The sequence below is a fragment of the Rhodanobacter sp. FW106-HT46G03 genome (assembly GCF_058789895.1).
Map to the genome: position 1 here is coordinate 2,016,210 of NZ_JBYTCC010000001.1, position 23,576 is coordinate 2,039,785.

Annotated in this window: 22 protein-coding genes; 9 read left to right on the forward strand and 13 right to left on the reverse strand. The window is 64.7% G+C overall.

Going from position 1 to position 23,576, the window contains the following annotated elements:
* Nucleotides 1-114 precede the first annotated feature (114 nt).
* The 4 genes from tadA to folD form a co-directional block, all read right to left on the reverse strand.
* Nucleotides 115-591: a tRNA adenosine(34) deaminase TadA gene (tadA, locus tag AC3WP6_RS08655; protein ID WP_492627319.1), complete on the reverse strand. Its 477-nt coding sequence runs from the start codon at nucleotides 589-591 to the stop codon at nucleotides 115-117.
* Between the two features lie 77 nt (nucleotides 592-668).
* A complete protein-coding gene (gene guaA / locus AC3WP6_RS08660; protein WP_492627320.1) occupies nucleotides 669-2,273 on the reverse strand; it encodes a glutamine-hydrolyzing GMP synthase in 1,605 nt (534 codons plus the stop codon).
* A 129-nt stretch (nucleotides 2,274-2,402) separates the two neighbouring features.
* A complete protein-coding gene (gene guaB, locus AC3WP6_RS08665; RefSeq protein WP_492627321.1) occupies nucleotides 2,403-3,863 on the reverse strand; it encodes an IMP dehydrogenase in 1,461 nt (486 codons plus the stop codon).
* A gap of 83 nt (nucleotides 3,864-3,946) precedes the next feature.
* The gene (folD, locus tag AC3WP6_RS08670) at nucleotides 3,947-4,804 is read right to left on the reverse strand and encodes a bifunctional methylenetetrahydrofolate dehydrogenase/methenyltetrahydrofolate cyclohydrolase FolD (protein WP_492627322.1); all 858 of its coding nucleotides are present in this window, start codon (nucleotides 4,802-4,804) and stop codon (nucleotides 3,947-3,949) included.
* Between the two features lie 66 nt (nucleotides 4,805-4,870).
* Between folD and AC3WP6_RS08675 the strand changes: the two genes are divergently transcribed.
* Nucleotides 4,871-5,440 (forward strand): GNAT family N-acetyltransferase, encoded by a 570-nt coding sequence (locus AC3WP6_RS08675; protein ID WP_492627323.1) that lies wholly within the window; start codon nucleotides 4,871-4,873, stop codon nucleotides 5,438-5,440.
* Between the two features lie 9 nt (nucleotides 5,441-5,449).
* Here AC3WP6_RS08675 and der read toward each other — a convergent pair whose 3' ends face one another.
* The 7 genes from der to ndk all read right to left on the reverse strand — a co-directional run bounded on the left by der (nucleotide 5,450) and on the right by ndk (nucleotide 12,285).
* Nucleotides 5,450-6,850, reverse strand: a complete 1,401-nt coding sequence (gene der / locus AC3WP6_RS08680) for a ribosome biogenesis GTPase Der (RefSeq protein ID WP_492627324.1) — start codon at nucleotides 6,848-6,850, stop codon at nucleotides 5,450-5,452.
* 19 nt (nucleotides 6,851-6,869) lie between these two features.
* Nucleotides 6,870-8,081, reverse strand: a complete 1,212-nt coding sequence (gene bamB, locus AC3WP6_RS08685; protein ID WP_492627325.1) for an outer membrane protein assembly factor BamB — start codon at nucleotides 8,079-8,081, stop codon at nucleotides 6,870-6,872.
* A complete protein-coding gene (locus tag AC3WP6_RS08690) occupies nucleotides 8,078-8,731 on the reverse strand; it encodes a YfgM family protein (RefSeq protein ID WP_492627326.1) in 654 nt (217 codons plus the stop codon). Before AC3WP6_RS08690 ends, bamB begins: the two co-directional genes overlap by 4 nt.
* Nucleotides 8,732-8,882: 151 nt before the next feature.
* Entirely contained in the window at nucleotides 8,883-9,878 is a 996-nt protein-coding gene (locus AC3WP6_RS08695; protein ID WP_492627327.1) for a helix-turn-helix domain-containing protein, read from the reverse strand.
* Nucleotides 9,875-10,693, reverse strand: coding sequence for a type IV pilus biogenesis/stability protein PilW (gene pilW, locus AC3WP6_RS08700; protein WP_492627328.1), 819 nt, complete (start codon nucleotides 10,691-10,693; stop codon nucleotides 9,875-9,877). Before pilW ends, AC3WP6_RS08695 begins: the two co-directional genes overlap by 4 nt.
* Nucleotides 10,683-11,831 (reverse strand): dual-specificity RNA methyltransferase RlmN, encoded by a 1,149-nt coding sequence (gene rlmN / locus AC3WP6_RS08705; protein WP_492627329.1) that lies wholly within the window; start codon nucleotides 11,829-11,831, stop codon nucleotides 10,683-10,685. Before rlmN ends, pilW begins: the two co-directional genes overlap by 11 nt.
* A gap of 31 nt (nucleotides 11,832-11,862) precedes the next feature.
* A complete protein-coding gene (gene ndk / locus AC3WP6_RS08710) occupies nucleotides 11,863-12,285 on the reverse strand; it encodes a nucleoside-diphosphate kinase (protein WP_492627330.1) in 423 nt (140 codons plus the stop codon).
* A 224-nt stretch (nucleotides 12,286-12,509) separates the two neighbouring features.
* Here ndk and AC3WP6_RS08715 point away from each other — a divergent pair, with 224 nt between their 5' ends.
* From AC3WP6_RS08715 to AC3WP6_RS08730, 4 genes are all read left to right on the forward strand, one after another.
* Nucleotides 12,510-13,124 (forward strand): TetR/AcrR family transcriptional regulator, encoded by a 615-nt coding sequence (locus AC3WP6_RS08715; protein ID WP_492627331.1) that lies wholly within the window; start codon nucleotides 12,510-12,512, stop codon nucleotides 13,122-13,124.
* A gap of 84 nt (nucleotides 13,125-13,208) precedes the next feature.
* The gene (locus AC3WP6_RS08720) at nucleotides 13,209-15,596 is read left to right on the forward strand and encodes a 3-hydroxyacyl-CoA dehydrogenase/enoyl-CoA hydratase family protein (protein WP_492627332.1); all 2,388 of its coding nucleotides are present in this window, start codon (nucleotides 13,209-13,211) and stop codon (nucleotides 15,594-15,596) included.
* Nucleotides 15,597-15,763: 167 nt separating this feature from the next.
* Nucleotides 15,764-16,969 (forward strand): acetyl-CoA C-acyltransferase, encoded by a 1,206-nt coding sequence (locus AC3WP6_RS08725; protein WP_492627333.1) that lies wholly within the window; start codon nucleotides 15,764-15,766, stop codon nucleotides 16,967-16,969.
* A 167-nt stretch (nucleotides 16,970-17,136) separates the two neighbouring features.
* On the forward strand, nucleotides 17,137-17,676 hold the full coding sequence (locus tag AC3WP6_RS08730) for a 3-hydroxyanthranilate 3,4-dioxygenase (protein ID WP_492627334.1): 540 nt from the start codon (nucleotides 17,137-17,139) through the stop codon (nucleotides 17,674-17,676).
* A 97-nt stretch (nucleotides 17,677-17,773) separates the two neighbouring features.
* Here the strand turns inward: AC3WP6_RS08730 and AC3WP6_RS08735 are convergent, their stop codons facing one another.
* Nucleotides 17,774-18,322: an NUDIX hydrolase gene (locus tag AC3WP6_RS08735; RefSeq protein WP_492627335.1), complete on the reverse strand. Its 549-nt coding sequence runs from the start codon at nucleotides 18,320-18,322 to the stop codon at nucleotides 17,774-17,776.
* A 159-nt stretch (nucleotides 18,323-18,481) separates the two neighbouring features.
* On the opposite strand from AC3WP6_RS08735, the gene AC3WP6_RS08740 reads away from it, so the two are divergent.
* Together AC3WP6_RS08740 and AC3WP6_RS08745 are read left to right on the forward strand one after the other, a co-directional pair.
* Nucleotides 18,482-19,981 carry an amino acid permease gene (locus AC3WP6_RS08740; protein WP_492627336.1) on the forward strand — a complete coding sequence of 500 codons (1,500 nt, stop codon included), beginning with the start codon at nucleotides 18,482-18,484 and terminating at the stop codon, nucleotides 19,979-19,981.
* 37 nt (nucleotides 19,982-20,018) lie between these two features.
* Entirely contained in the window at nucleotides 20,019-21,485 is a 1,467-nt protein-coding gene (locus AC3WP6_RS08745) for an amino acid permease (RefSeq protein ID WP_492627337.1), read from the forward strand.
* A 369-nt stretch (nucleotides 21,486-21,854) separates the two neighbouring features.
* Here AC3WP6_RS08745 and AC3WP6_RS08750 read toward each other — a convergent pair whose 3' ends face one another.
* A complete protein-coding gene (locus AC3WP6_RS08750) occupies nucleotides 21,855-22,187 on the reverse strand; it encodes a high-potential iron-sulfur protein (protein ID WP_492627338.1) in 333 nt (110 codons plus the stop codon).
* Between the two features lie 163 nt (nucleotides 22,188-22,350).
* On the opposite strand from AC3WP6_RS08750, the gene AC3WP6_RS08755 reads away from it, so the two are divergent.
* Nucleotides 22,351-22,998: a methylthioribulose 1-phosphate dehydratase gene (locus AC3WP6_RS08755; protein ID WP_492627339.1), complete on the forward strand. Its 648-nt coding sequence runs from the start codon at nucleotides 22,351-22,353 to the stop codon at nucleotides 22,996-22,998.
* Nucleotides 22,995-23,555 carry a 1,2-dihydroxy-3-keto-5-methylthiopentene dioxygenase gene (locus AC3WP6_RS08760; protein WP_492627340.1) on the forward strand — a complete coding sequence of 187 codons (561 nt, stop codon included), beginning with the start codon at nucleotides 22,995-22,997 and terminating at the stop codon, nucleotides 23,553-23,555. Before AC3WP6_RS08755 ends, AC3WP6_RS08760 begins: the two co-directional genes overlap by 4 nt.
* The last annotated feature ends 21 nt before the right edge of the window (nucleotides 23,556-23,576 follow it).

Below are 23,576 nucleotides of genomic sequence, written 5' to 3' on the forward strand. Positions count from 1 at the left end.
CACCGCTGTGGCCATCTTCCGCGCTGGTCTTCGACCGTGATGGCCGGCAAACCGTCACTCAATCTGGCTCAAAACGGCTTTGCCTTACCTGCCCGTCTTCTACCGCCTGCATTCCTAGCGTCGCGCGCGGAAAAACGCACGCAACAACGCGGAGGATTCCTCGGCCAGCAGGCCACCCTGCACGTCGACGCGATGGTTGTGCCGCGGGTCGACCAGGGTGTCGAACACGCTTCCAGCCGCCCCGGTCTTGGGGTCGGCTGCGCCGTACACCACCCGGCCCACGCGCGCGTGGATCAGGGCCATCGCGCACATCGCGCACGGCTCCAGCGTGACGTACAGCGTGCCGCCGACCACGCGGTGGTTGCCGAGCTTCTCCCCGGCCGCGCGCAACGCCATGATCTCCGCGTGCGCCGTGGGGTCGTGCAGGGTGATGTTGCGGTTCCACCCCAAGCCGACGATCTCGCTGTCGAGTACCAGCACAGCGCCCACCGGCACTTCGCCTTCCGCATCACGCGCATGCGCAGCCAGTTGCAGCGCGCGGCGCATGTGGGTTTCGTCGGCGGGGGTGAAAGGCGAGTCGGCTTCCATCATGTCAATGTAGGTCGGGCTTCAGCCCGACATCAAAAAGCAGTCGGGCTGAAGCCCGGCCCACAGGCACTGGCCAGACCCTACTCCCACTCGATCGTCGCCGGCGGCTTGCCGCTGATGTCGTAGACCACGCGGGAGACGCCGCGCAACTCGTTGATGATGCGGTTGGAGACCGCACCGAGAAACTCGTAGGGCAGGTGCGCCCAATGCGCGGTCATGAAGTCCACGGTCTCCACCGCGCGCAAGGCAATCACCCACTCGTAGGCGCGGGCGTCGCCCACCACGCCCACCGACTTTACCGGCAGGAACACGGCGAATGCCTGGCTGACCTGATCGTACAGCGCCGCCTTGCGCAATTCGTCGATGAAAATGGCGTCGGCTTGCGCAAGCAGCTCGGCGTATTCGGGCTTGACCTCGCCCAGGATGCGCACACCGAGACCGGGGCCGGGGAACGGGTGGCGGTAGACCATCTCGCGCGGCAGGCCGAGTTCGACGCCGATGCGGCGTACCTCGTCCTTGAACAGTTCGCGCAACGGCTCGACCAGCTTGAGCTGCATGTGCGCCGGCAGGCCGCCCACGTTGTGGTGGCTCTTGATGACATGTGCCTTGCCGGTCTTGGCACCGGCCGACTCGATCACGTCGGGATAAATCGTGCCCTGCGCGAGCCATTTCACCTTGCCGCCGCCAGCGACAAGCTTGCGTGATTCCTCGTCGAAGATCTCGACAAACAGGCCGCCGATGATCTTGCGCTTGGCCTCGGGGTCGGTCACGCCCTTGAGCGCGGTAAAGTAGCGCGCGGCGGCGTTGACGCGCACCACCTTGACCCCCATGTTGGCGGCCATCGTCGCCATCACCTGGTCGCCTTCCTGATAGCGCAGCAGGCCGGTGTCGACGAACACGCAGGTCAGGCGGTCGCCGATAGCCTTGTGCAACAGCGCGGCAACCACCGAGGAATCGACGCCACCGGAGAGACCGAGCAGCACCTGGTCGTCGCCGACGGTTTGCCGCACGCGGGCGATCTGGTCGTCGATGATGTTGGCCGCCGTCCACAGCGTGGCGCAACCGCAGATCTCGACCACGAAGCGCTTGAGCAACGCTCCGCCCTGCTTGGTGTGGGTGACCTCGGGATGGAACTGCACGCCGTACCAATGCCGCGCAGCGTCTTCCATCGCCGCGATGGGAATGCGGTCGGTCGTGCCGGTGACGGCGAACCCGGGCGGTGCCTGCGACACGTGGTCGCCGTGACTCATCCACACGTCGAGTCGCGCGCAGCCCGTGTGGTCGGTGAAGCCATGGAACAGTTGGCTTTCCGCGGCGACGTCGACACGGGCGTGGCCGAACTCGCGATGGCCAGAAGCCTCGGTGGCGCCGCCCAGCTGCGCCGCCATGGTTTGCATGCCGTAGCAAATGCCGAGCAGCGGCACCCCCGCGTCGAACACCGCCTGCGGCGCGCGCGGCGCGTTCGCCTCGGTCGTCGACTCCGGCCCGCCGGAAAGAATGATGCCCTTGGGCGCAAACGCCGCGATCTCTGCCGGGTCGTGGTCCCACGCCCAGATCTCGCAATACACCCCGAACTCGCGTATCCGCCGTGCGATGAGCTGTGTGTACTGCGCGCCGAAATCGAGGATCAGGATGCGGTGGTGCTGTAACCGGGATTCGGGGGACGGGATTCGGGAAACGGGCATGGCATTCTCGCAGGGAACAGGAAATCGAGAATGGGGAATAGGAAAAGCCGCTACCGCGGGACCGAATAGTGTGCCGGACAGCGCTGTTGCCCTTCCGATTTCCGTATCCCTATTCCCCAATCCCGGCTCTTACGAATTCAACCGATAGTTCGGCGCTTCCTTGGTGATCTGGATGTCGTGCGGGTGGGCCTCGGTGATGCCGGCCGAGGTGACCTTCACGAACTGCGCCTTCTTGCGCACGTCCTCGATCGTGGCCGCACCGAGATACCCCATCGACGCACGCAGGCCGCCGATCAACTGGTGGATGATGTTGCGCAGCGGACCGCGATACGGCACGCGGCCTTCGATGCCCTCGGGCACCAGCTTGTCGGCGTCGGGTTCGTCGTCCTGGAAGTAGCGATCCTTCGAACCGAGCTGCATGGCGGCGATCGAGCCCATGCCGCGATAGCTCTTGTACGAGCGCCCCTGGAACAGTTCGACCTCCCCCGGGCACTCTTCGGTGCCGGCGAACATCGAGCCGAGCATGACGGTGGACGCACCGGCGGCGAGCGCCTTGGGGATGTCGCCCGAGTAGCGGATGCCGCCATCGGCGATCACGGGGATGTCATCCTTGAGCGCGCTGGCCACCATGTCCACTGCGGTGATCTGCGGCACGCCGACGCCCGCGACCACGCGCGTGGTGCAGATCGAACCGGGGCCGACGCCGACCTTGACCGCGTCGGCGCCCGCATCGCGCAGCGCCAACGCCGCGTCGCCGGTGACAATGTTGCCGGCGATGAGCTGCACCTGCGGAAAATGCTTGCGCACCCACGCCACGCGATCGATCACGCCCTGCGAATGGCCGTGGGCGGTGTCGACTACCAGCACGTCCACGCCGGCGTCGATCAACGCTTCGACGCGGCGCTCGGTATCACCGCCCACGCCGACCGCCGCGCCGACCAGCAGCGCACCGTTCTTGTCCTTCGCCGAATGCGGGTTGTCGCGCGCCTTCTGGATGTCCTTTACCGTGATCAGGCCGCGCAACTGGAAGGCGTCGTTGACCACCAGCACCTTTTCGATGCGGTGGCGGTGCAGCAATTCAAGCACCTCGTCCTGGCTGGTGCCTTCTTTCACGGTGACCAGCTTGTCCTGCCGGGTCATGATGTTGCGCACCGGGTCGTCCGGCTTGCGCTCGAAGCGCATGTCGCGGCTGGTGACGATGCCGACGAGCTTCTCGCCGTCGACTACCGGCACGCCGGAAATGTTGTGCGAATGGGTGAGCTTGAGCACGTCGCGGATCGAGGTCTCCGGGCCCACGCTGAACGGGTTGCGGATGACACCGGCCTCGAACTTTTTCACCAGCCGCACTTCGGCAGCCTGCTGTTCGAACGACATGTTCTTGTGGATGATGCCGATGCCACCTTGCTGCGCCATGGTGATGGCGAGTCGCGCCTCGGTCACCGTATCCATCGCGGCGGAAACGATCGGAATGTTCAGCCGCAGGCCGCGGGTAAACCGGGTGGAGGTATCCACATCGCGCGGCAACACGGTGGAATGGCCCGGGACGAGAAAGACGTCGTCGTAGGTGAGAGCCTCGGCGAGAATGCGCATGGTTTGCCCCGCTGCAAAGAAAGAATTATACGCGGCGCAGCATGATCGCTGCCAGCGAAGGCGCTGAACGAACGCCGCGCAGCTCAGACGCCGTCGCGCGCGTTGGCGGCTTCGAGCGTGTTTTCCATCAGCGTTGCCACCGTCATCGGGCCCACGCCGCCGGGTACCGGCGTAATCCAGCTTGCGCGTTCGGCCGCCACGGCAAACTCCACGTCGCCAACGAGGTGGCCATCGGCCAGCCGATTGATGCCGACGTCGATCACCACCGCGCCGGGCTTGATCCATTCGCCCTTGACCAGCCCAGCCTTGCCGGCGGCAACGATGACGATATCGCCCTGGCGGACGAAGCCGTCGAGGTCCCGCGTGAAGCGATGACAACAGGTGGTGGTGCAACCGGCGATCAGCAACTCCAGCGCCAGCGGTCGGCCAACATGGTTGGAGACGCCGACGATCACCGCATGCTGCCCGCGCACCGGACGATCGGTGTGGCCGAGCAGCGTCATCACGCCTTTGGGGGTACACGGGCGCAGGCCGAACCGGCGCAGGGCGAGGCGTCCGACGTTGATTGCCTGGAAACCATCGACGTCCTTGTTGGGGTCGATGCGATCGACCAGCGCGTCCTCGTCGATATGGTCCGGCAGCGGCGACTGCACCAGGATGCCATGCACTTCGGGGTCGGCGTTCAGGCGGTCGATCAGCGCGATCAGCTCAGCCTGGCTCACGCTCGCCGGCAAGTCGAAATCGAACGAACGGAATCCCACCTGGTGGCACGCCTTGCGCTTGTTGCGCACGTACACCGCCGAAGCGGCATCGCTGCCGACCAGCACCACCGCCAGCCCCGGCGCCGCGAGTCCGCGGCCGGTGCGCAAGGCCACGCGCGCGCCGACGCGCTCCAGCAATTCGCCCGCAATGCGCTTGCCGTCGAGGATGCGTGCCGTCATGGGGGATTCCGTAGCAATGGACGCGCCATTATCGTGGCTCGATCCACCGCATACAAACGGACGTCCATGTCAGAGCGATCCGCCCTTGCCGCAACGCGGCTTTGCGACTCCACGGTGCGGCTGACGCCATGGGCGCTGGCCGATGCGCAGGATCTGCTGGCGGCGGTGCGGGAGTCGGTCGCCGGCGTGGGGCACTGGCTGCCGTGGTGCACACCCGACTACGGGCCGACGCAAGCCGAGCAATGGGTTGCCACTTGCCGCGCGCAGTGGCGCGTCGGCGCGGCGTATGCGTTCGCCATCCGCGCCGTGGACGGCGGCGCCTTGCTGGGCAGTTGCGGCCTCAACCAGCTCGACCACAAGCACTGCCTCGCCAACCTCGGCTACTGGGTGCGCAGTGCGGCACAAGGTCGCGGCACCGCGACCGCTGCCGCACAGTTGGTCGCGGCATTCGGTTTTCGCGAGCTGGGTTTGGCGCGCATCGAGATAGTCACCCTGACGGACAACCTCGCCAGCAGGCGCGTCGCGGTCAAGCTTGGCGCGCGGCATGAAGGCGTTGCGCGGCACCGATTGTGGGCGTGGAACCGGGCGCACGACGCAGCGGTATACGGCCTGTTGCCGGGCGATCTCGCCGACTGATGCGGTTGGTTACTTCTCGCGCCGCTTGATTTCGCGGATCATCCGCTGCCGTTTGCGCTGCTGGCCTTCGGTCAACACGTTCTTCCTGCCCGCAAACGGGTTTTCGCCCTCGCGGAACAGAATGCGGATCGGTGTGCCTTCCAGCTTGTAGCGCTTGCGGAAGTAGTTTTCGAGATAGCGCTGATAGGCGGGCGCAATGTGTTTGGTGCGGGTACCGTGGATCACGATGGTGGGCGGGTTGCTGCCGCCTGGGTGCGCGAACCGCAGCTTCGGCGCGTGGCCGCGCACCAGCGGCGGCTGGTACGCCTGATAGGCCTTTTCCAGCGTGCGCGTCAAGTCGGCGGAGCCGAGCTGGTAGTTCGCCGACGCATGGGCACGCACGACGGCAGACATCAGCTCGCGCAGGCCGGAGCCGTGCAGCGCCGAGATTGTCACCTGGCGCGCCCATTCGACAAACTGCAGGCGCCGCGACAGTGCCTCGCGGCATTGCTCGCGCTGGTAAGTGTCGAGGCCGTCCCACTTGTTGAGCGCGATCACCAGCGCACGGCCTTCGTCCAGCACTTGGCTGATGAGGGTCAGATCCTGCTCGGCAAGGTTCTCGCGCGCATCCACCAGGAGGACCACCACCTGCGCTGCGCTGATTGATTGCAGTGCCTTGATGACGCTGAATTTCTCGACCGCTTCCTCGACCCGGGCACGGCGCCGTACGCCGGCGGTGTCGATCAGGGTGTAGCGCCGGCCATCGCGTTCCAGTGCCACCCGGATCGGGTCGCGCGTGGTGCCGGCGGTAGCGGAAACCACCAGCCGGTCCTCGCCAAGCAGACGATTGACCAAGGTCGACTTGCCGGCATTGGGGCGCCCCACGATGGCCACCCGAATGCTGTCGTCATCGGCCACCAGCGCCTCGGCGTCGACGTCTTCCGGCAGCAACGGCAACAATGCGGCAATGGCAGCGTCGATGCCGCGGTTGTGGGCCGCGGAAAGCGGCAGCGTGTGCGCCATGCCAAGCGCGGCAAAGTCGGCAAGCGCGGTGTGCTCATCGAGCCCGTCGATCTTGTTGACGGCCACCACGATGGGTTTGCCGCTGCGCCGCAGCTCATCAAGGATGCTGCGGTCGTGCGGCAACAGGCCCTCGCGTGCATCCAGTACCAGCAGCAGCGCGTCGGCCTCGACGATGGCAAGCCGCACTTGTTGCGCGGTCAGCTCGTCCATCTCATTACTGCGACCGGACAACCCGCCGGTGTCGACCACCATGAAGGGGCGGCTGCCAAGGCGGCAGACGCCGTAGTGCCGATCGCGCGTCACCCCGGGCAAATCGGCCACCAGCGCATCGCGCGTGCGCGTCATGGCATTGAAAATCGTCGACTTGCCGACGTTCGGGCGACCGATGAGAGCAACGACGGGCAGCATGCGTCAGGCCGACCGGAGTTCAGTGCGGGTCGAGACGGTAGGCGCCAATGTGGCCGGTAACGTCCTCGACGTACACCAGATCGCCCACTACCACCGGCTGCGCCATGATCGCCTTCTTCGAAAGGCGCATGCGCGCGGCCAAGGCACCGTCGCCACTCTGCAGCCAATGCACGTAGCCGTACATGTCGCCGACCACCACGTAATCGCCCTGCACTGCCGGGCCGGACAACCAGCGGTACTTCAGCTTGGCGTTCTTCCACATGTCGGAGCCGCTGGCGCGATCAAATGCCCAGACTTCACCCTGGTCATTGACGCCGTAGATCGAGTTGCCGCCAAGCGCGAGCCCGGTGTAAGTCGAGAACGGATGCGTCCACAGCGGACGCCCGCTCGGGCCATCAATGGCAGTGAGATTGCCGTGATAGGCCGCGGCGTACAGCGTGGAACCCTCAATCAACACACTGCCATCGGCGTCGTCGAGGCGCTCGATATCAGTGCGTCCGTCGCCATTGGCGAGTTTCTGCTCCCACAGCTTTTCGCCGTTGTCCTGGCGCAGCACGACCAGTTTGCCGTCATCGGTGGTGATGAACACCACACCGTTGGCCGCCAACGGCGCACTGTTTCCGCGCAAGCTGAGCAGCGGCACAGTGCCCTGGTCGTAAACCCAACGTCGCGTGCCGGTTGCCGCATCCAGGCCATAAACGCGGCCATCCTGGGTGCGCACAATGACGAGGTCGCCGCTGATGGCCGGTGCGGCCACCACTTCCGCGGTCAGTTCGGCTTCCCAACGGCGGTTGCCGCTCTTGGCATCCATCGCGTAGACGTGACCATCCAGCGTGCCGACCACCAACAGGTCGCCGGCCACTGCCGGGCCACCGGCATACAGCGCATCCGCGCGCTTTTTGTCGCCCCAGCCGAACCAGCCCTTGGTGCGGCTGCTTTTTTCCCACAGTTTCTTGCCGCTCGCCGCGTCGAACGCCGCCACCTTGCCGTCGGTACTGTCGGCATACAGCACACCATCGGCCACGGCCGGCTGCAAGCGCAGGCCACTGCGCCCGACACCGTCACCCAGGTGCGTGCTCCATACCTTGGACACCTTCACCGTCGGCGTGAAATGCTTTTCCAGCGGCGTCGGCGGCTGCAGGTTGGCTTTCTTGAACGAATTGCACCCGGCCAGCGCAACCAGCGCGCCAAGAGCCACGACCCACACACCTGTCTTCACCACGGATTTCATGCACCCTGCTTTCCGGCCACGGCCAGATCGTCAATCTTCATCTGCAAGACGGCGTGCTGCGGAGCATCTTCACCCAACGCCGCCATGGCCGCTTCGTATGCCTTGCGCGCTTCAGGTGCGCGCCCGAGCTGGACCAGCGCATCGCCGCGGAGTTCCTGCACCAGGCCGGCGTATTGCCCGACCGCGATGCCTCCCAGCGTGGTCAACGCCGTCTTGGCGTCGTTGTTGGCCATTTGCACGCGCGCAAGGCGCAACTGCATCAGCGCCTTGAGTTGCGGCGCATTGGCATGGCCGGCCGCCCACTCGAGCGACGCGCTGGCCTTGGCGAGCTGCTGGTCCTGAACCTGCCGACGCGCCTGATCGCTTAGCGCAAACAGGGTATACGGCGACTTGGCGTAGTCCTTCTTGAGTTCTTCGATGAAGGCCGTGGCCGCAGCCGGCTTGTCGCTGGCCAACGTCACCTGTACCTGCTGATACAGCACCGAGGCGGCCGCTTCGCTGTTGGCCTGATGTTGGCGCCACTGTTGCAGCCCGAAAATGCCGACCAGGCCGATCACGATGCCGACGAGGATGGACACGCCATTTTCGCGCAGCCAGCGCTGCACGCGTTCACTCTGTTCGTAGTCGTCGTATGCGTCGTCAAGTGCCATCAGGGTCACCGTTGGAAAATCGTGCGCCGACCGCGCGCGGGCCGACTGCCTCGGGGCGTGCGGTCAGCCCACCAGTCGAGATCGGGAATGCGGAAGCATAACCGAAAGCGGCGCCCGTCAGGCGCCGCTTGCGTGTGCAGTTCAGTCAGGATCAGAGATTTGCCGCGCTGGCCTTGCCGTCGGCAATCTGCACTTGGAAGTGCGCAACATTTGCGCGTTGATAGGCGTCCAGCGCCACCGCTGTGCCATCAATGCTCACTTGGGCGCCCTGCGCATTGCCAATGCGCACGTCCAGTGGCTGATCGCTATGCCAAGTCTTGCTGCTGCCAGCCGGCAAGAGGCCGTATTCCAATCGCGTACCGTCCTGCTGCGTCACCGCCACCCAGCTGGCGCCGTCCAGTTCAAGACTGAGGCTATGCGCGCCTTGCGCAACGGCCGGTGTCGCAGCTTGCGGTGGTGTGCTGGTGTCGTTGAGCGTGGGGAACGGCGCCATCGATGCCAACAGAGGTTGATCCTGCGCCGGTTGGGGCGTGGGCGCCGCATGCACCGGTGCCGTCGGCATCCCCCGGGTCGATTCGCCGCGCCGGGCGGGCACCACCGGCCGCGTATCCTGCTGCGCGACGGGCGAAGCATCAAGCGGCGTCAAGTGGCTGAGATCGCGATCCAGCGTACTGCGCACACCAAACCAGATGGTCGGTACCGCAATCACCATGGTCAGCACGACATAGGTCGCTGCCGCACGGTAACGGTCGAACAGAAAACGTGAGTGCGAAACGCCGCCGGTGGCAATCAGTGGTGGCTCCGGCTGGCGCAGCAGGGCGACTTCGGCGTTGATCGCCGCCGCGTCCACCCCGAGATGGCGGCCGTAGCTTTCGAGATAGCTGGCCAGATAAACGCGTGAATCCGTACCTTCGTAGGCGCCCTGCTCCAGCTTGCGCAAGATGCGTATCGGCAACTTGAGCGCTTGTGCGCAGGCATCCAGATCAAGCCCCTGCGCCTCGCGCGCGGCACGCAGCCGGTTGCCAAAGTTCGCCGCGTGGGCGTCGATTGCACGCGCATCGAATACGGTGTCGGCGTGAACCGCCGGTTCGACTGGATCGCACTCGGACGTGTCCTGACCGGGCAGGGAGGGCTGAAGGGTGGTCATGGGTGACTGGCAGTGCTGTTGGCGGCGTGAGCCGGCTCCGCTCCCGGAAACTGGCTGTGCAAGCGCCTGAGATAGTTCTGGGCAGCATCCTTGTTGCCCAAGCGCGATTCGATGCCGTAACCGAGCTGAAGCGATGCCGCAGTCGGCTTACCCAGCGCCTCGAAGCGCTGGATGAACGCACGTGCACCAAAAGCGTTCCCCTGTCGATAGAGTACTTCGGCGAGGTGGAAAAGTGCATCACCGTTATTTGGATTACGTGCGATCGCGTCACGGAAACTGGCCTCGGCACCCGTCATATTGCTGACGTTCATCTGGCATATGCCGGCATTGGTCAGCGCCGCGTCGGGCGTGCTGTAGAACGGATCGGCTACCGCCTTGTTGAAATAGGCGATCGACTCCTGTTCCTTGCCGTGGCGGCACAGGAACAGGCCGAGGTTGTTGTTGGTATCGCCCTTGGTGGGCTCCAGCGCCTCCGCCTTGCGATAGTTCGCCTCGGCCTCCGGCACCTTGTTGATCCGTTCGTAGACGTACGCGATCACGGTGTGCGCCGGGGCGTAGTCGGGATCGAACTTCAGCGCGAGCTGCAACTTTGCCAACGCATCCTGCAGGTCGCCCTGCGCGAGGTAATGCTGGGCCAGTTCGGTATGGATGCGGGCCGCATCCCGCCGCTGCTGCGCCTTGCTGGCGCTGACCACCTTCGGAGCGCGCTGGTTGCCGGAACCTTCGCCGTAGTTGTTTCCGTTGTTGCCGCCAACGGTGACGCAACCGCCGAGCAGCGCGGCAAGGCCCAACCACAGCAACCGTTCACAGCGCATGCGTCACCTCGGCGTTCTGGCGTTTGCGGATCTCGGCGCTGCGCCGGGTGCGATCCTTCACCTGCCCGGCAAGCTGGCCGCACGCGGCATCGATGTCCTCGCCGCGCGTCCGCCGCAGCATGGTCAAAACGCCGGCCGCCATCAACTGTGCCTGAAATGCCTCGATCACGCTCGTCTCGGAGCGCTTGAACTGCGTGCCCGGGAACGGGTTGAACGGGATCAGGTTGACCTTGCACGTCGGGTACCGGCGCATGAAGCGGATCAACTGCTTCGCATGCAACGGCTGATCGTTCACGCCTTTCATCAAGGTGTATTCGAAGGTGATCGTGGTGCGCGGCTTGCGCGCCAGCCAGCGGTCGCACGCGCCCATGAGCTCGGCCAGCGGATAGCGCTTGTTGATCGGCATCAGCTCGGTGCGCAGCTCGTCGTTGGTGGCGTGCAACGACACCGCCAGCGAGACGTCGATCTCCTCGGAGAGCTTGTCGATCTGCGGCACCATGCCCGCGGTGGACAGCGTGACGCGCTTGGCGGCAAGCCCGAACCCGAGGTCATCGCGCATGAGTTTCATCGCGCGCACGACATGGTCGAAATTGGCCAGCGGCTCGCCCATACCCATCATCACCACGTTGGTGATGCGCCGGGTCTGATGGGTGATGTTGCCGAGATACTTCGCCGCCACCCACACCTGTCCGATGATTTCCGCGGTGCTGAGATTGCGGTTGAAGCCCTGGGCGCCAGTGGAACAGAACTGGCAGTTGAGCGCGCAACCGATCTGCGAGGACACGCACAACGTGCCGCGGGTGGGCTCCGGGATGTACACGGTTTCCACCGCGTTGCCCTGGTTCATGCCCAACAGCCACTTGTGCGTGCCGTCGGTGGCGGCTTTCTCCACCAGCGTGTTCGGTCGCTCGATACAGCTCACCTCGGCCAGTTTCGTGCGCAGCGCCTTGCCCAGATCGGTCATCGCCTCGAAGTCGTCCTCGAGGTTGTGGTAGATCCACTTCATCACCTGGTCGGCGCGATAGGGTTTCTCGCCCAGTTGCGCAAAGAATTCGCGCAGCCCGTCGCGATCAAAATCGAGCAGGTTGACCTTGCCGGCTCGCGGCGGGTTGGCGGGAGTAGCGACGACGGTGTTCACGGCTTGGCATTGGCGGCGGGCGACGAACGCCTCAGCCGTGGATCTCGGTGGTGGCGAAGAAGTAGGCAATCTCGACCTTGGCGGTTTCCGGCGCATCGGAACCGTGCACCGCGTTGGCGTCGATCGAATCGGCGAAATCGGCGCGGATCGTGCCGGGCGCAGCATCCTTCGGGTTGGTGGCCCCCATCAGCTCACGGTTCTTCGCGATCGCGTTCTCGCCCTGCAGCACCTGGATCATCACCGGGCCGGAGGTCATGAACTCGACCAGCGGCTTGAAGAACGGGCGCTCCTTGTGCACCGCGTAGAAGCCCTCGGCTTCGGCGCGCGAGAGCTGCTTGCGCTTGGCGGCGACCACGCGCAGCCCGGCCTTTTCAAAGCGGCTGTAGATCTCGCCAATCACGTTTTTGGCAACCGCGTCGGGTTTGATGATGGAAAGCGTGCGCTCCAGCGCCATGGGATGCTCCGGGAAGACAGGGAAAACGGCGGGGCGGCATCGTGCCGCAAACAGCCAAAACCGACTGGAAATGCGGGTTTAGCCAATGAAGTTTGACAGATTCTACTGCATTGGCAAGCACGGTCGCCGCGGCGTGGATCGTTGATTTGACGACCACAAAGGCGCCCGCGTATCCTCAAACGATCGTTTGAACTTGTCCGGTTACCTGCCTGAAGGCCTGCGCCGTGAACCCAGCCGGTTCCACCAAGGAACGCATCTTGAACGCCGCCGAGGCGCTGTTCGCGCAGCGCGGCTTCGATGGCGCTTCGCTGCGTCAACTGACCAGCGCCGCCGGCGTCAACCTGGCTGCCGTGAATTACCACTTCGGCTCCAAGGACAAGCTGGTGGAACAGGTGTTTCGCCGCCGCCTCGATGCCCTCAACACCGAGCGCCTCGCCGCACTGGCGAAAGTATCCGGCGCACCGGGGACCCGACTCGAAGACGTGCTGGCAGCGTTCATCCGGCCCGCGCTGGAGCTCTCGCACGACAACGGCGGCTCACTTTTCATGCGCGTGCTGGCGCGCGCATTCGCCGAGCATGACGACACGCTGCGCACCTTTCTGTCGGAAAACTACGGCCACGTGATGCGCCAGTTCACCGCCGAGTTCGCGCGCCTCCTGCCGGGCCTCAGCAAGGAAGAGCTGTACTGGCGCATCGACCTGGTGACCGGCGCGCTGACGCTCGCCATGTCCGGCTTCGGCATGATCCGCCGCCGCGACAACGTCAGCGAACGTGCGCATCGCGAACAGACCACGCAACACCTCATCCGCTTTGCGGCCGCCGGCCTCAGTGCGTCCTGACCCCTTTCACCGCGCGGCTACGGCCGTGCGTTCACCTTGAGTGGCTGCTCAGCACTCCTTGTTGTCCTTGCTCGGAGAATCCTCATGACTGCTCCATCTACCTCTCCCGCGACACTGCACATCCGCAAGGCCGCGGTGCTCGGTGCCGGCGTCATGGGCGCGCAGATCGCCGCCCACCTGACCAATGCCGGCGTGGAAACCCTGCTGTTCGATCTGCCCGCGAAGGAAGGTCCGAAAAGCGGCATCGCGCTGAAAGCCATCGAGCATTTGAAGAAGCTCTCGCCCGCCCCGCTCGCCGACCCGGCGCTGGCGGCGGCGATCCTCCCCGCCAACTACGACGAGCACCTTGATCTGCTCAAGGATGTCGACCTGGTGATCGAGGCGATCGCCGAACGGATGGATTGGAAGCTGGATCTGTACAAGAAGATCGCCGGCCATCTGTCGAAGACCGCGGTGATCGGCTCCAATACCTCGGGATTGTCAATCAACGGGCTGGCGGACGTGCTGCCAGAGGAAATGCGCCACCGCTTCTGCGGCGTGCACTTCTTCAACCCGCCGCGCTACATGCACCTGGTCGAATTGACGCCGACCCGGCACACCGACCCGGCCATCGTCGCCGCGCTGGAAGCCTTCCTTACCACCACCGTCGGCAAGGGCGTGGTGATCGCGCGCGACACGCCCAACTTCATCGGCAACCGCATCGGCGTGTTCTCGATGCTGGCCACCATGCACCACACCGAACAGTTCGGCCTGGGCTTCGACGTGGTGGATGCGCTGACCGGCCCGGCCGTCGGCCGCCCGAAGAGCGCCACCTACCGCACGGCGGACGTGGTCGGCCTGGACACCATGGCGCACGTCATCAAGACCATGGCCGACACCCTGCCCGATGATCCGTGGCACTCGTATTTCAAGGCGCCCACCTGGCTCTCCACGCTGATCGAAAAAGGCGCACTCGGCCAGAAGAACGGCGCCGGTTTCTACAAGAAGGTCGGCAAGGACATCGTGGTGCTCGACCTCGCCAAGCAGGATTACCGCCCGTCGCAGCAGAAGGCGTCGGATGAGGTCGCCGCGATCCTTGCGATCAGGAACCCGGCCGAGAAGTTCGCCAAGCTGCGCGCCTCGCAGGATAAACAGGCGCAGTTCCTGTGGGCGACGTTCCGGGATCTCTTCCACTACAGCGCCTATCACCTCGCGAGCATTGCCGACACAGCGCGGGACGTCGACCTCGCCATCCGCTGGGGTTACGGCTGGAAGCTCGGCCCGTTCGAAACCTGGCAGGCCGCCGGTTGGCAGCAGGTCGCCGGCTGGATCGCCGAGGACATCGCGGCCGGCAAGGCCATGAGCAAGGCGCCGCTGCCAGCGTGGGTCACCGACGGACGTACCGGCGTGCACGGCAAGGATGGTTCATGGTCGGCCGCCGACGGCAAGGCCAAGCCGCGCTCCGCCCACCCGGTGTACGCCCGCCAGTTGTTCCCCGATCCAATCCTCGGCGAAACCTTCGATCACGGCACGACGCTGTGGGAAAACGATGGCGTGCGGCTGTGGACGCTGGGCAACGACGGCGTCGGCATTGTCTCGTTCAAGACCAAGATGCACACGGTGAACGACCAGGTGCTGGACGGCGTGCAGCACGCGATCGGCATCGCCGAGGACCAGCTCAAGGCGGTGGTGATCTGGCAGACCAGCGAACCGTTCTCCGCCGGGGCCGATCTCAAGGGCGCGCTCGGACTGCTGCAAGCCGGCCGCTTTGACGACTTCGAGAAAATGGTGGCGAACTTCCAGCGCACCAGCATGCGCATCAAGCATGCGCTCGTGCCGGTGGTGTCCGCGGTGCGCGGGTTGGCGCTGGGCGGCGGCTGCGAGTTCCAGATGCATTCGGCACGCACAGTGGCCGCGCTGGAAAGCTACATCGGCCTGGTCGAGGCCGGCGTCGGCCTGCTGCCGGCCGGCGGCGGGCTGCACGAGCTGGCGATCCGCGCCGCCAAGTCCCATCCGGACGATCCGTTCGAAGGGTTGAAGCACGTGTTCGAAACCGTGGCGATGGCCAAGGCTTCCACCAGCGCATTCGACGCCAGGAAGCTCGGTCTGCTGCGCGACAGCGATGTCGTCGTGTTCAACGCCGACGAGCTCTTGTACGTGGCGAAGAAGGTCGCACTGTCGCTTGCCGAGTCGGGCTGGCGCCCGCCGCTCTACCAGCACGCGATCCCGGTTGCTGGCGACGTCGGTCGCGCCACCTTCCAGGCGCAACTGGCCAACCTGCAGGCCGGCTATTTCGCGTCCGAGCACGACGTACTGATCGCCACGCACATCGCCGACACCCTGTGCGGCGGCAACATCGAACGCGGCTCGCTAGTCGACGAACAATGGCTGCTCGACCTCGAACGCAAATACTTCGTGGAGCTGGCCAAGACCGAAAAGACGCAGGCGCGGATTGCGCACACGATGACGACGGGCAAGCCGCTCAGGAACTGAGATTCGAGATACGGGATTCGGGATGGGGCAAAAGCCACGATCCCGAATCCCGAGGCCACTCCACACAACACTATTGAGAGTGCCGGGCATCGCAACCGGGTTCTGGATCGCATCAAGCCGCTTCGATCGAATCCCCAATCCCGCATCCCGGCTCTCGGAGAAAGCTCATGACCAAGCAAGTACAAGACGCCTACATCGTTGCCGTGACGCGCACGCCGGTGGGCAAGGCACCGCGCGGCGTGTTTCGCCATACCCGCCCGGATGACATGCTGGCGCACGTGATCCGCGGGGTGCTGGCGCAAGCGCCAAGCGCCGACAAAGGCCGTATTGAGGACGTGATCATCGGTTGCGCGATGCCGGAGGCCGAGCAAGGCATGAACGTCGCGCGCATCGGCCTGCTGCTCGCCGGCCTGCCCGACCACGTGCCGGGTGTCACCGTGAACCGCTTCTGCTCCTCGGGCCTGCAATCGGTGGCGATGGCCGCCGACCGCATCCGCCTCGGTGAAGCCGACCTGATGCTGGCCGGCGGCACAGAAAGCATGAGCATGGTGCCGATGATGGGCCACAAGATCGCGATGAACCCCGACATCTTCAAGGACGAGAACATCGGCATCGCCTACGGCATGGGCATCACTGCCGAAAACGTCGCCACGCGCTGGAAGATCAGCCGCGAGCAGCAGGACGCGTTCGCCGCGGAAAGCCATCGCCGCGCGCTGGCCGCGCAGGCCGCCGGCCTGTTCAAGGACGAGATCACGCCGTTCAAGCTGGATGACCGTTATCCGGATCTCGCCACCCACGGCATCAAGAGCGACACCCGCCTGATCGAAAACGACGAAGGCCCGCGCGCCGGCTCCACGCCGGAAGTGCTCGGCAAGCTGCGCACCGTGTTCCGCAACGGCAAGCTCGGCGGCACGGTGACCGCCGGCAATTCCAGCCAGATGTCGGATGGCGCCGGCGCCGTGCTGCTGGCCAGCGAGCAGGCGCTGAAGGATTACAACCTGACGCCGATGGCGCGCTTCGTCGGCTTCTCGGTAGCTGGCGTGCCGCCGGAAATCATGGGCATCGGGCCGAAGGAAGCGATTCCCAAGGCGCTCAAGCTCACCGGCATGAAGCAGGACCAACTCGACTGGATCGAACTCAACGAGGCGTTTGCCGCGCAATCGCTGGCGGTGATCCACGACCTCGGCCTCGATCCGGCCAAGGTCAACCCACACGGTGGCGCCATCGCACTCGGCCACCCGCTGGGCGCCACCGGCTCGATCCGCATCGCGACGATGCTTTACGGCATGCGCCAGAAAAAACAGAAGTACGGCATGGTGACCATGTGCATCGGCACTGGCATGGGCGCGGCGGGCGTGTTCGAAGCGTTGTAAACAGATTGCACGCGAGCCGGGGCCTTCCGGCCCGCGTGCTGCCCCGGTCGAACACGGGTTCGGTTCGCACAGGGCACCTGTCAACCTGATTTCAATCATTCGGTATACAGGCGCCGGCGACTACGCTGCATGCCTCTGTGGCGTACGCCATCCCGCAGGTTTCGGCCATGTCCCTGACTCCCCCGTTCGCGCTCCAGCAATGGATCGAAACCCACCGTCATCTGCTCAAGCCCCCGGTTGGCAACAAGTGCATCGTCGACGGCGATTTCATCGTGATGATCGTCGGCGGGCCAAACGCGCGCACCGACTATCACTGGGACGAAGGCCCGGAATTTTTCTACCAGCTCGAGGGCGAGATGGTGCTGCACGTGCAGGACGACGGGCAAAAGCGCGACCTGCCCCTGCATGCCGGCGAAATGTTCTACCTGCCGCCGCGCGTACCGCACTCGCCGGAACGCATGCCGGAATCGGTCGGCCTGGTGATCGAACGCAAGCGCCTGCCGCACGAGAAGGACGGTCTGCTGTGGTACTGCGAGGCGTGCAATCACAAGCTGTACGAGGAGTACTTCACGCTCCAGAGCATCGAGCATGATTTCCCGCCGGTGTTCGAGCGCTACTACCGCTCGCCCGAAGCGCGCACCTGCACCGCGTGCGGCCATGTGAACCCGGCACCGGCGCGCTATGCCGACGCGACTGAGACCGCCTGACACGCCTCCGGAGGTCGGGCTTCGGCCCGACAGGCTCTTGGCAAGCACTCGTCGGATGAGGCCCGACCCGGAGCGGTATTGCTTTCCAGGCAGTCCCTCAGCGCGGCCGGTTCATCCACTTGCGCGCCATCCGTTGCATTGAAGCGTCGGGGTCATCGAGCGCGAGGTCGCTGATCGGGCGCCAGGCCAGCGCGAGCGATTCCGCACCGACGACGAAGTCCTCGCTGATTGTGGCGTGCACGACATGCCGCACGTCGTAATGCCAATGTTCCGGCTCATCGCCGCGTGGCGGAATGCGATGCGCGTCGAGATCGAAAATCTCCGCATCGACCGTCAAGCCGGGCAGCCCCGACTCTTCGTCCGCCTCGCGCAGCGCGACCCGCGCAAGATCGGTATCGCCATCGGCGTGCCCGCCCAATTGCAGCCAGCGACCGAGCTTGCGGTGGTGGGTAAGCAGCACCCGTTCGCTGTCCGCACTCACCAGCCAGGCCGACCCGGTGAAGTGGCCAACCTGGTGCCGGCGCTCGAATACGGCCGCATCGGAGGCAAGAAAGGATTCGAAATCGGCAACGACTTCGCCCTCCTCCGGATACCGCGCGCGATAGTCGGCAAAAGCAGCCGCAAGATGCGGAAAAAACGCAGGCATGACTTGTGGCATGGACACCGGGAAGGTCAGCCATTCTAGCTGCATCGCGTCTTGTACCGGTGCGCGCGGCTCCGCTATGGTTGGCCGTCCGCCGGCCCGTTGCGCCACGCATCGCGCGCCCGTTCGCGCGCGACGTCGTCGTCCCACGGGGAACCATGCATGCTGTTCAAGCGCGTCAAGCCGATCGACCAGATCATCGCCACGGCGGAGAAAAAAGGTCTTACCCGCCAACTCGGTGCGTTCCAGCTCACCATGCTTGGCATCGGCGCCATCATCGGCACCGGCATTTTTGTATTGACAGCCGAGGCGGGGCAGAAAGCCGGCCCCGGCATGATGGTGTCGTTCGTGATTGCCGCCATCATTTGCGCACTGGCGGCACTGGCCTACGCCGAGCTTGCCTCGATGGTGCCGGTCGCAGGTTCCGCCTATACCTATACCTATGGCGTGCTCGGCGAGGGCACCGCCTGGGTCGTGGGCTGGGCGCTGGTGCTCGAATACACGATCGCTGCCAGTACGGTGTGCGTCGGCTGGGCCGGGTACGTCAACGGACTGTTGGTGCACGCGGGCTACGGGCTGCCCGAGTTTCTGCGCGTGGGGCCGATGGATGGCGGCAGCTTCAATTTGCTGGCTTGCCTGATCGGGCTCACCGTCACCGGCCTGCTGGTGGTCGGCACTTCGAAATCCGCTTCGGTCAACACTGTATTGGTGCTGATCAAGATCGCCGCACTGACGGCATTCGTGTTCGTCGCCATACCGGCGGTGAAAGATCCCAACTTCACGCCGTTCGTACCCAATGGGTGGGGTAGCCCGATGGGCGGCATCGGCGTGCTCGGTGCCGCCGCCTCCATTGTGTTCGCCTACATCGGGTTCGATGCGGTGTCCACCGCGGCGGAAGAAACCAAGAACCCGAACCGCAACATCCCGATCGGCCTGATCGGTTCGCTTGGCGTGTGCACAGTGTACTACCTCCTGGTCAGCTACGGCGCGGTTGGCTCGGTCGGTTCGCAGCCGTTGATGGATGCCCACGGCGTGGCATTCGAGCCCGGCACCCCGGGCTTTGCCGCTGCGTGCGCGGCGGTCAGCGAACATGCCGCGCAGCCGCTGGTGTGCAGCAAGGAGGCGCTGGCACATGTGCTGCGTCTGCTCGACTACAACCGGCTCGGCAACCTCGTCGGGCTGGCTGCGGGCATCGCCCTGCCGTCGGTCATCCTCACCATGACCTACGGCCAGACACGCATCTTCTTCACCATGGCACGCGATGGCCTGTTGCCGTCGGGGCTCGCGAAGATCCATCCGCGGTTCCATACCCCGCACATCATCACGCTGATTACCGGCACCTTCGTCGCGGTGTTCGGTGCGCTGTTCCCGGTGGGCATCCTTGCCGACATCACCAACTCCGGAACGCTGTTCGCGTTCATGATGGTGGCGCTCGGCGTGCTGATCCTGCGCCGTACACAGCCGGATCGCCCGCGGCCGTTCCGCACGCCCATCGCATGGCTGGTATGCCCACTCGCCGTGCTCGGTTGCCTGCTGCTGTTCCTGAACCTGTCGGAGAAGGCGATCATCACCTTCTTCGTGTGGGGCGGCATTGGTCTGGTGGTGTACTTCGCCTACGGCTACCGCAAGAGCAACCTCGCGCGCAGCAATGGTTCCAACTGACGCTGCAACCGCGCCTCGCGCATAGTCCGGGAGCCCGATGTTCACGCAACTGTTTGCCTGCAAGACCAACTTTGACGGCAGCGATGCCCATGGTGTGGCGCTGGAGCGGACGCTCGGACCGTGGGGGCTGACGGCGCTCGGGATTGGCGCGGTGATCGGCGGCGGCATCTTCGTCATCACCGGGCAGGCTGCGGCCGAGCATGCCGGGCCGGCCATCATCCTCGCCTTCATCATTGCCGCCGTGTGCTGCAGCTTTACCGCGCTGTGCTACGCGGAGTTCGCCACGCTGATCCCGATGTCGGGCAGCTCGTACTCCTACGCGTACGCCACACTGGGTGAGCTGACCGCCTGGTTCATCGGTTGGAACATGGTGCTCGAATACGGTGTGTCGGCTTCGGCGGTTGCGGTGAGCTGGACCGGCTACTTCACCAGCTTGCTCGACCACATGGGCCTGCACATACCCGCCGTGCTGACCAACGCACCGATTGCCTACCACGACAGCCATTTCATCCTGACCGGCGCGCTGATCAACCTGCCTGCCGTGGTGATCGTGCTGGCGCTGACGTGGTTGTGCTACGTCGGCATCCGCGAATCAAGCGGTGCGAATCTCGCGATGGTCATCCTCAAGGTGGGGCTGATCGTGATCGTGATCGTGGCCGGCTGGCAGTACGTGAACCCCGAGTTGTGGCACCCGTTCATTCCCGCCAACGAAGGGCCGGAGAAATACGGTTGGTCAGGCATCATGCGTGCCGCCACCATCGTGTTTTTCGCCTACATCGGGTTCGAAGCCACCTCGACCGCCGCGCAGGAAGCCCGCAACCCGCAGCGCGACCTGCCGATCAGCATTCTCGTTTCGCTGTCGATCTGCACCGTGCTTTACGTGGGCATGGCCGCCGTCATCACCGGCCTGCTGCCGTTCGACCTGTTGGGTACAACCGAGCCGGTAGTCACCGCCGTACGCGCGCATCCGGAACTCAACTGGCTGCGCTGGCTGGTGGAGATCGGCGCGCTGATCGGCTTGTCGTCCGTGGTGTTGGTGATGATCATCGCGCAGCCGCGCATCTTCATGATCATGGGCAACGACGGCCTCTTGCCGCCAGTGTTTGCGAAAATCCACCCACGCTACAAGACGCCGCACATCAACACGGTGATCACCGGCGTTGGCATTGCGTTGCTGGCTGCGGTGTTTCCGCTCGATATCCTCGGCGACCTGGTGTCCATGGGCACTTTGATCGCCTTCGTCGCGGTATGCGCCGGCGTGCTGATCTTGCGCTACACCCACCCGGAGTTGCCGCGCACTTTCCGCGTGCCGTGGGCGCCAGTCACTTGCGTGCTGGGCGTGCTTTCCTGCGCCACGCTGCTGTACTGGGAGAACTGGTACAACTGGGCGCTGATGAGCATCTGGACGGTCATCGGCCTGGTGATCTATTTCGCCTACGGCTACCGGCATAGCTACCTGCATCAACGCAAATCTGCCGCAACTTCAGTGAACGCCGCCGATTGATACAGGATCTTTCGGCATCTTCGCCCGCAGTAGGTCCAGGTTGGCGTTTCGTCTCCTGACCGTCATGTTCAACATCAAGGTTTTATTGTAGATCGTTGATACTGGGGCGTATTACGGCGTTATCGACAAAGAAATCCGCGCACGAACAGCCTATTCACGGCGGCGCGGGTTATGATCCTCGGCCCGTGGGTTGATCACTTGGCAGTGGGCCCCGGATCGCCGCCCGGCGTGTCAGGTAGGCAGCTCCTCAGCCTGATGCGTCGGGCAGCACTTTTCTGCTGGCAGCACAGCGCCGGCAAACCCGATACGAAAACGGCCGGCAAATGCCGGCCGTTTTCTTTCATCGTGATGAACGCGTGGCGTGTTCGATCAGTGCGCCTTGGGCGCGTGCGACACACACCAGCCCTTTGCACTCACCGACTTGCCGGGGAACAAGGCACACGGGCCGTAGCCGGTCGCACCGCCCGAGTAGAACTGGCAGTTGGCGCAATTGTCGCCCGCCTTGTGCTTGGGGTTCTTGGTCTTTGCGGCGTCGTCGATGTAATCGAGTGCCTTGGCCGTCGGGTCCGCTGCCGTCACGTGCGGCAAGTCGGCGCTGCGCGCCATGGTAGGCAGCCCGCCCAACACCACCGCGGCAGCCGTGGTGCCGGCAGCCACCTTGAGGAAACGGCGACGCGACTCGTTGCTCTCTTCGTGCGACATGAAAAACCTCCGTCGTTGGCATGCAGGCCGCCATTCGCGAATGGCGGAATCGGGTTGATCCTACGCCGCGCACACCATACAAGGCGCGAATGGAACGCATTAACCACGACTGGTGCCGGTGGCCTTGGTGTATAGTCAGCCACTCGTTTGGACGTCCATTTGCATGAGCCAGCAGCTGCCCGACTCGATATCGCCCACCGTCTTTCGTGCATGTGCCGAAGCCATCGCCAATGCTGCGCGCAACCTGGCTGAGCGTGGCTGGACGCCAGCCACCAGCAGCAACTTTTCGCTGCGCGTGGACGCCGCGCACATTGTCATCACGATTTCGGGACGCGACAAGGGCAAGCTGCGCGCCGACGACATCATGCTGGTCGACCTGGATGGCAACCCGGTCGGCACCAATGCCCATCCCAGCGCTGAAACCGCACTGCACACGCAGATTTACCGCCGCATGCCTGTCATCGGCGTCGTGCTGCATACGCACTCGCATGTGCAGAGCGTCGCTTCGCGCCTGTACGCACGCGCCGGCGAGGTGCGGCTCCAGGGCTGGGAGCTGCAGAAGGCGATCGCCGGCATCACCACGCATGCCGACACGCTCGTCATCCCGGTGTTTCCCAATACCCAGCACATGCCCGAGCTGGTGGCCCAAGTGAAGGCCTGGCTCGATGCCGACAAGCCGCTGGCGGCCTACCTGATCGACGGCCACGGCCTCTACACCTGGGGCCGCGACATGGCTGAGGCGCAGCGACATCTCGAAGCATTGGAATTCCTGCTTGATTGCGAACTGGATCTGAGGAGATTGTCACCATGAGCCGCCTGCGCATTTTTGACGAACATCGCCCCACCACGCCGGTTGCGGATTGGACAGATCACGCTGCGATCAAGCGCGAGCTGGCCCAGGTCGGCGTACGCTTCGAGCAGTGGGCCGCGAACCAGCCGATCGCCCCCGGCGCCAGCCAGGAGGAAGTGATCGCCGCCTACCGCGGCGACATCGACCGTCTGATGCGCGAGGAGGGTTACCAGGCCGTCGACGTCATCAGCCTCAAGCCCGACCATCCCGACCGCGCGTCGCTGCGTGAGAAATTCCTCTCCGAGCACACCCACAGCGAGGATGAGGTGCGGTTCTTCGTAGCCGGAGCCGGCCAGTTCACCCTGCACCTTGGCGGCAAGGTGTATGCCGTGCTGTGCGAAGCCGGGGATCTCATTGGCGTGCCGGACGGCACCCGCCACTGGTTCGATATGAGCGAGGCACCATATTTCGTCGCCATCCGCCTGTTTACCAACAAGGAAGGGTGGGTCGCGACCTACACCGGCAGTGACATCGCCAAGGGCTTCCCGCGCATGCAGCCCATTGCGACCGGCGCATAAAACGGCACGCCCGGTAAACTG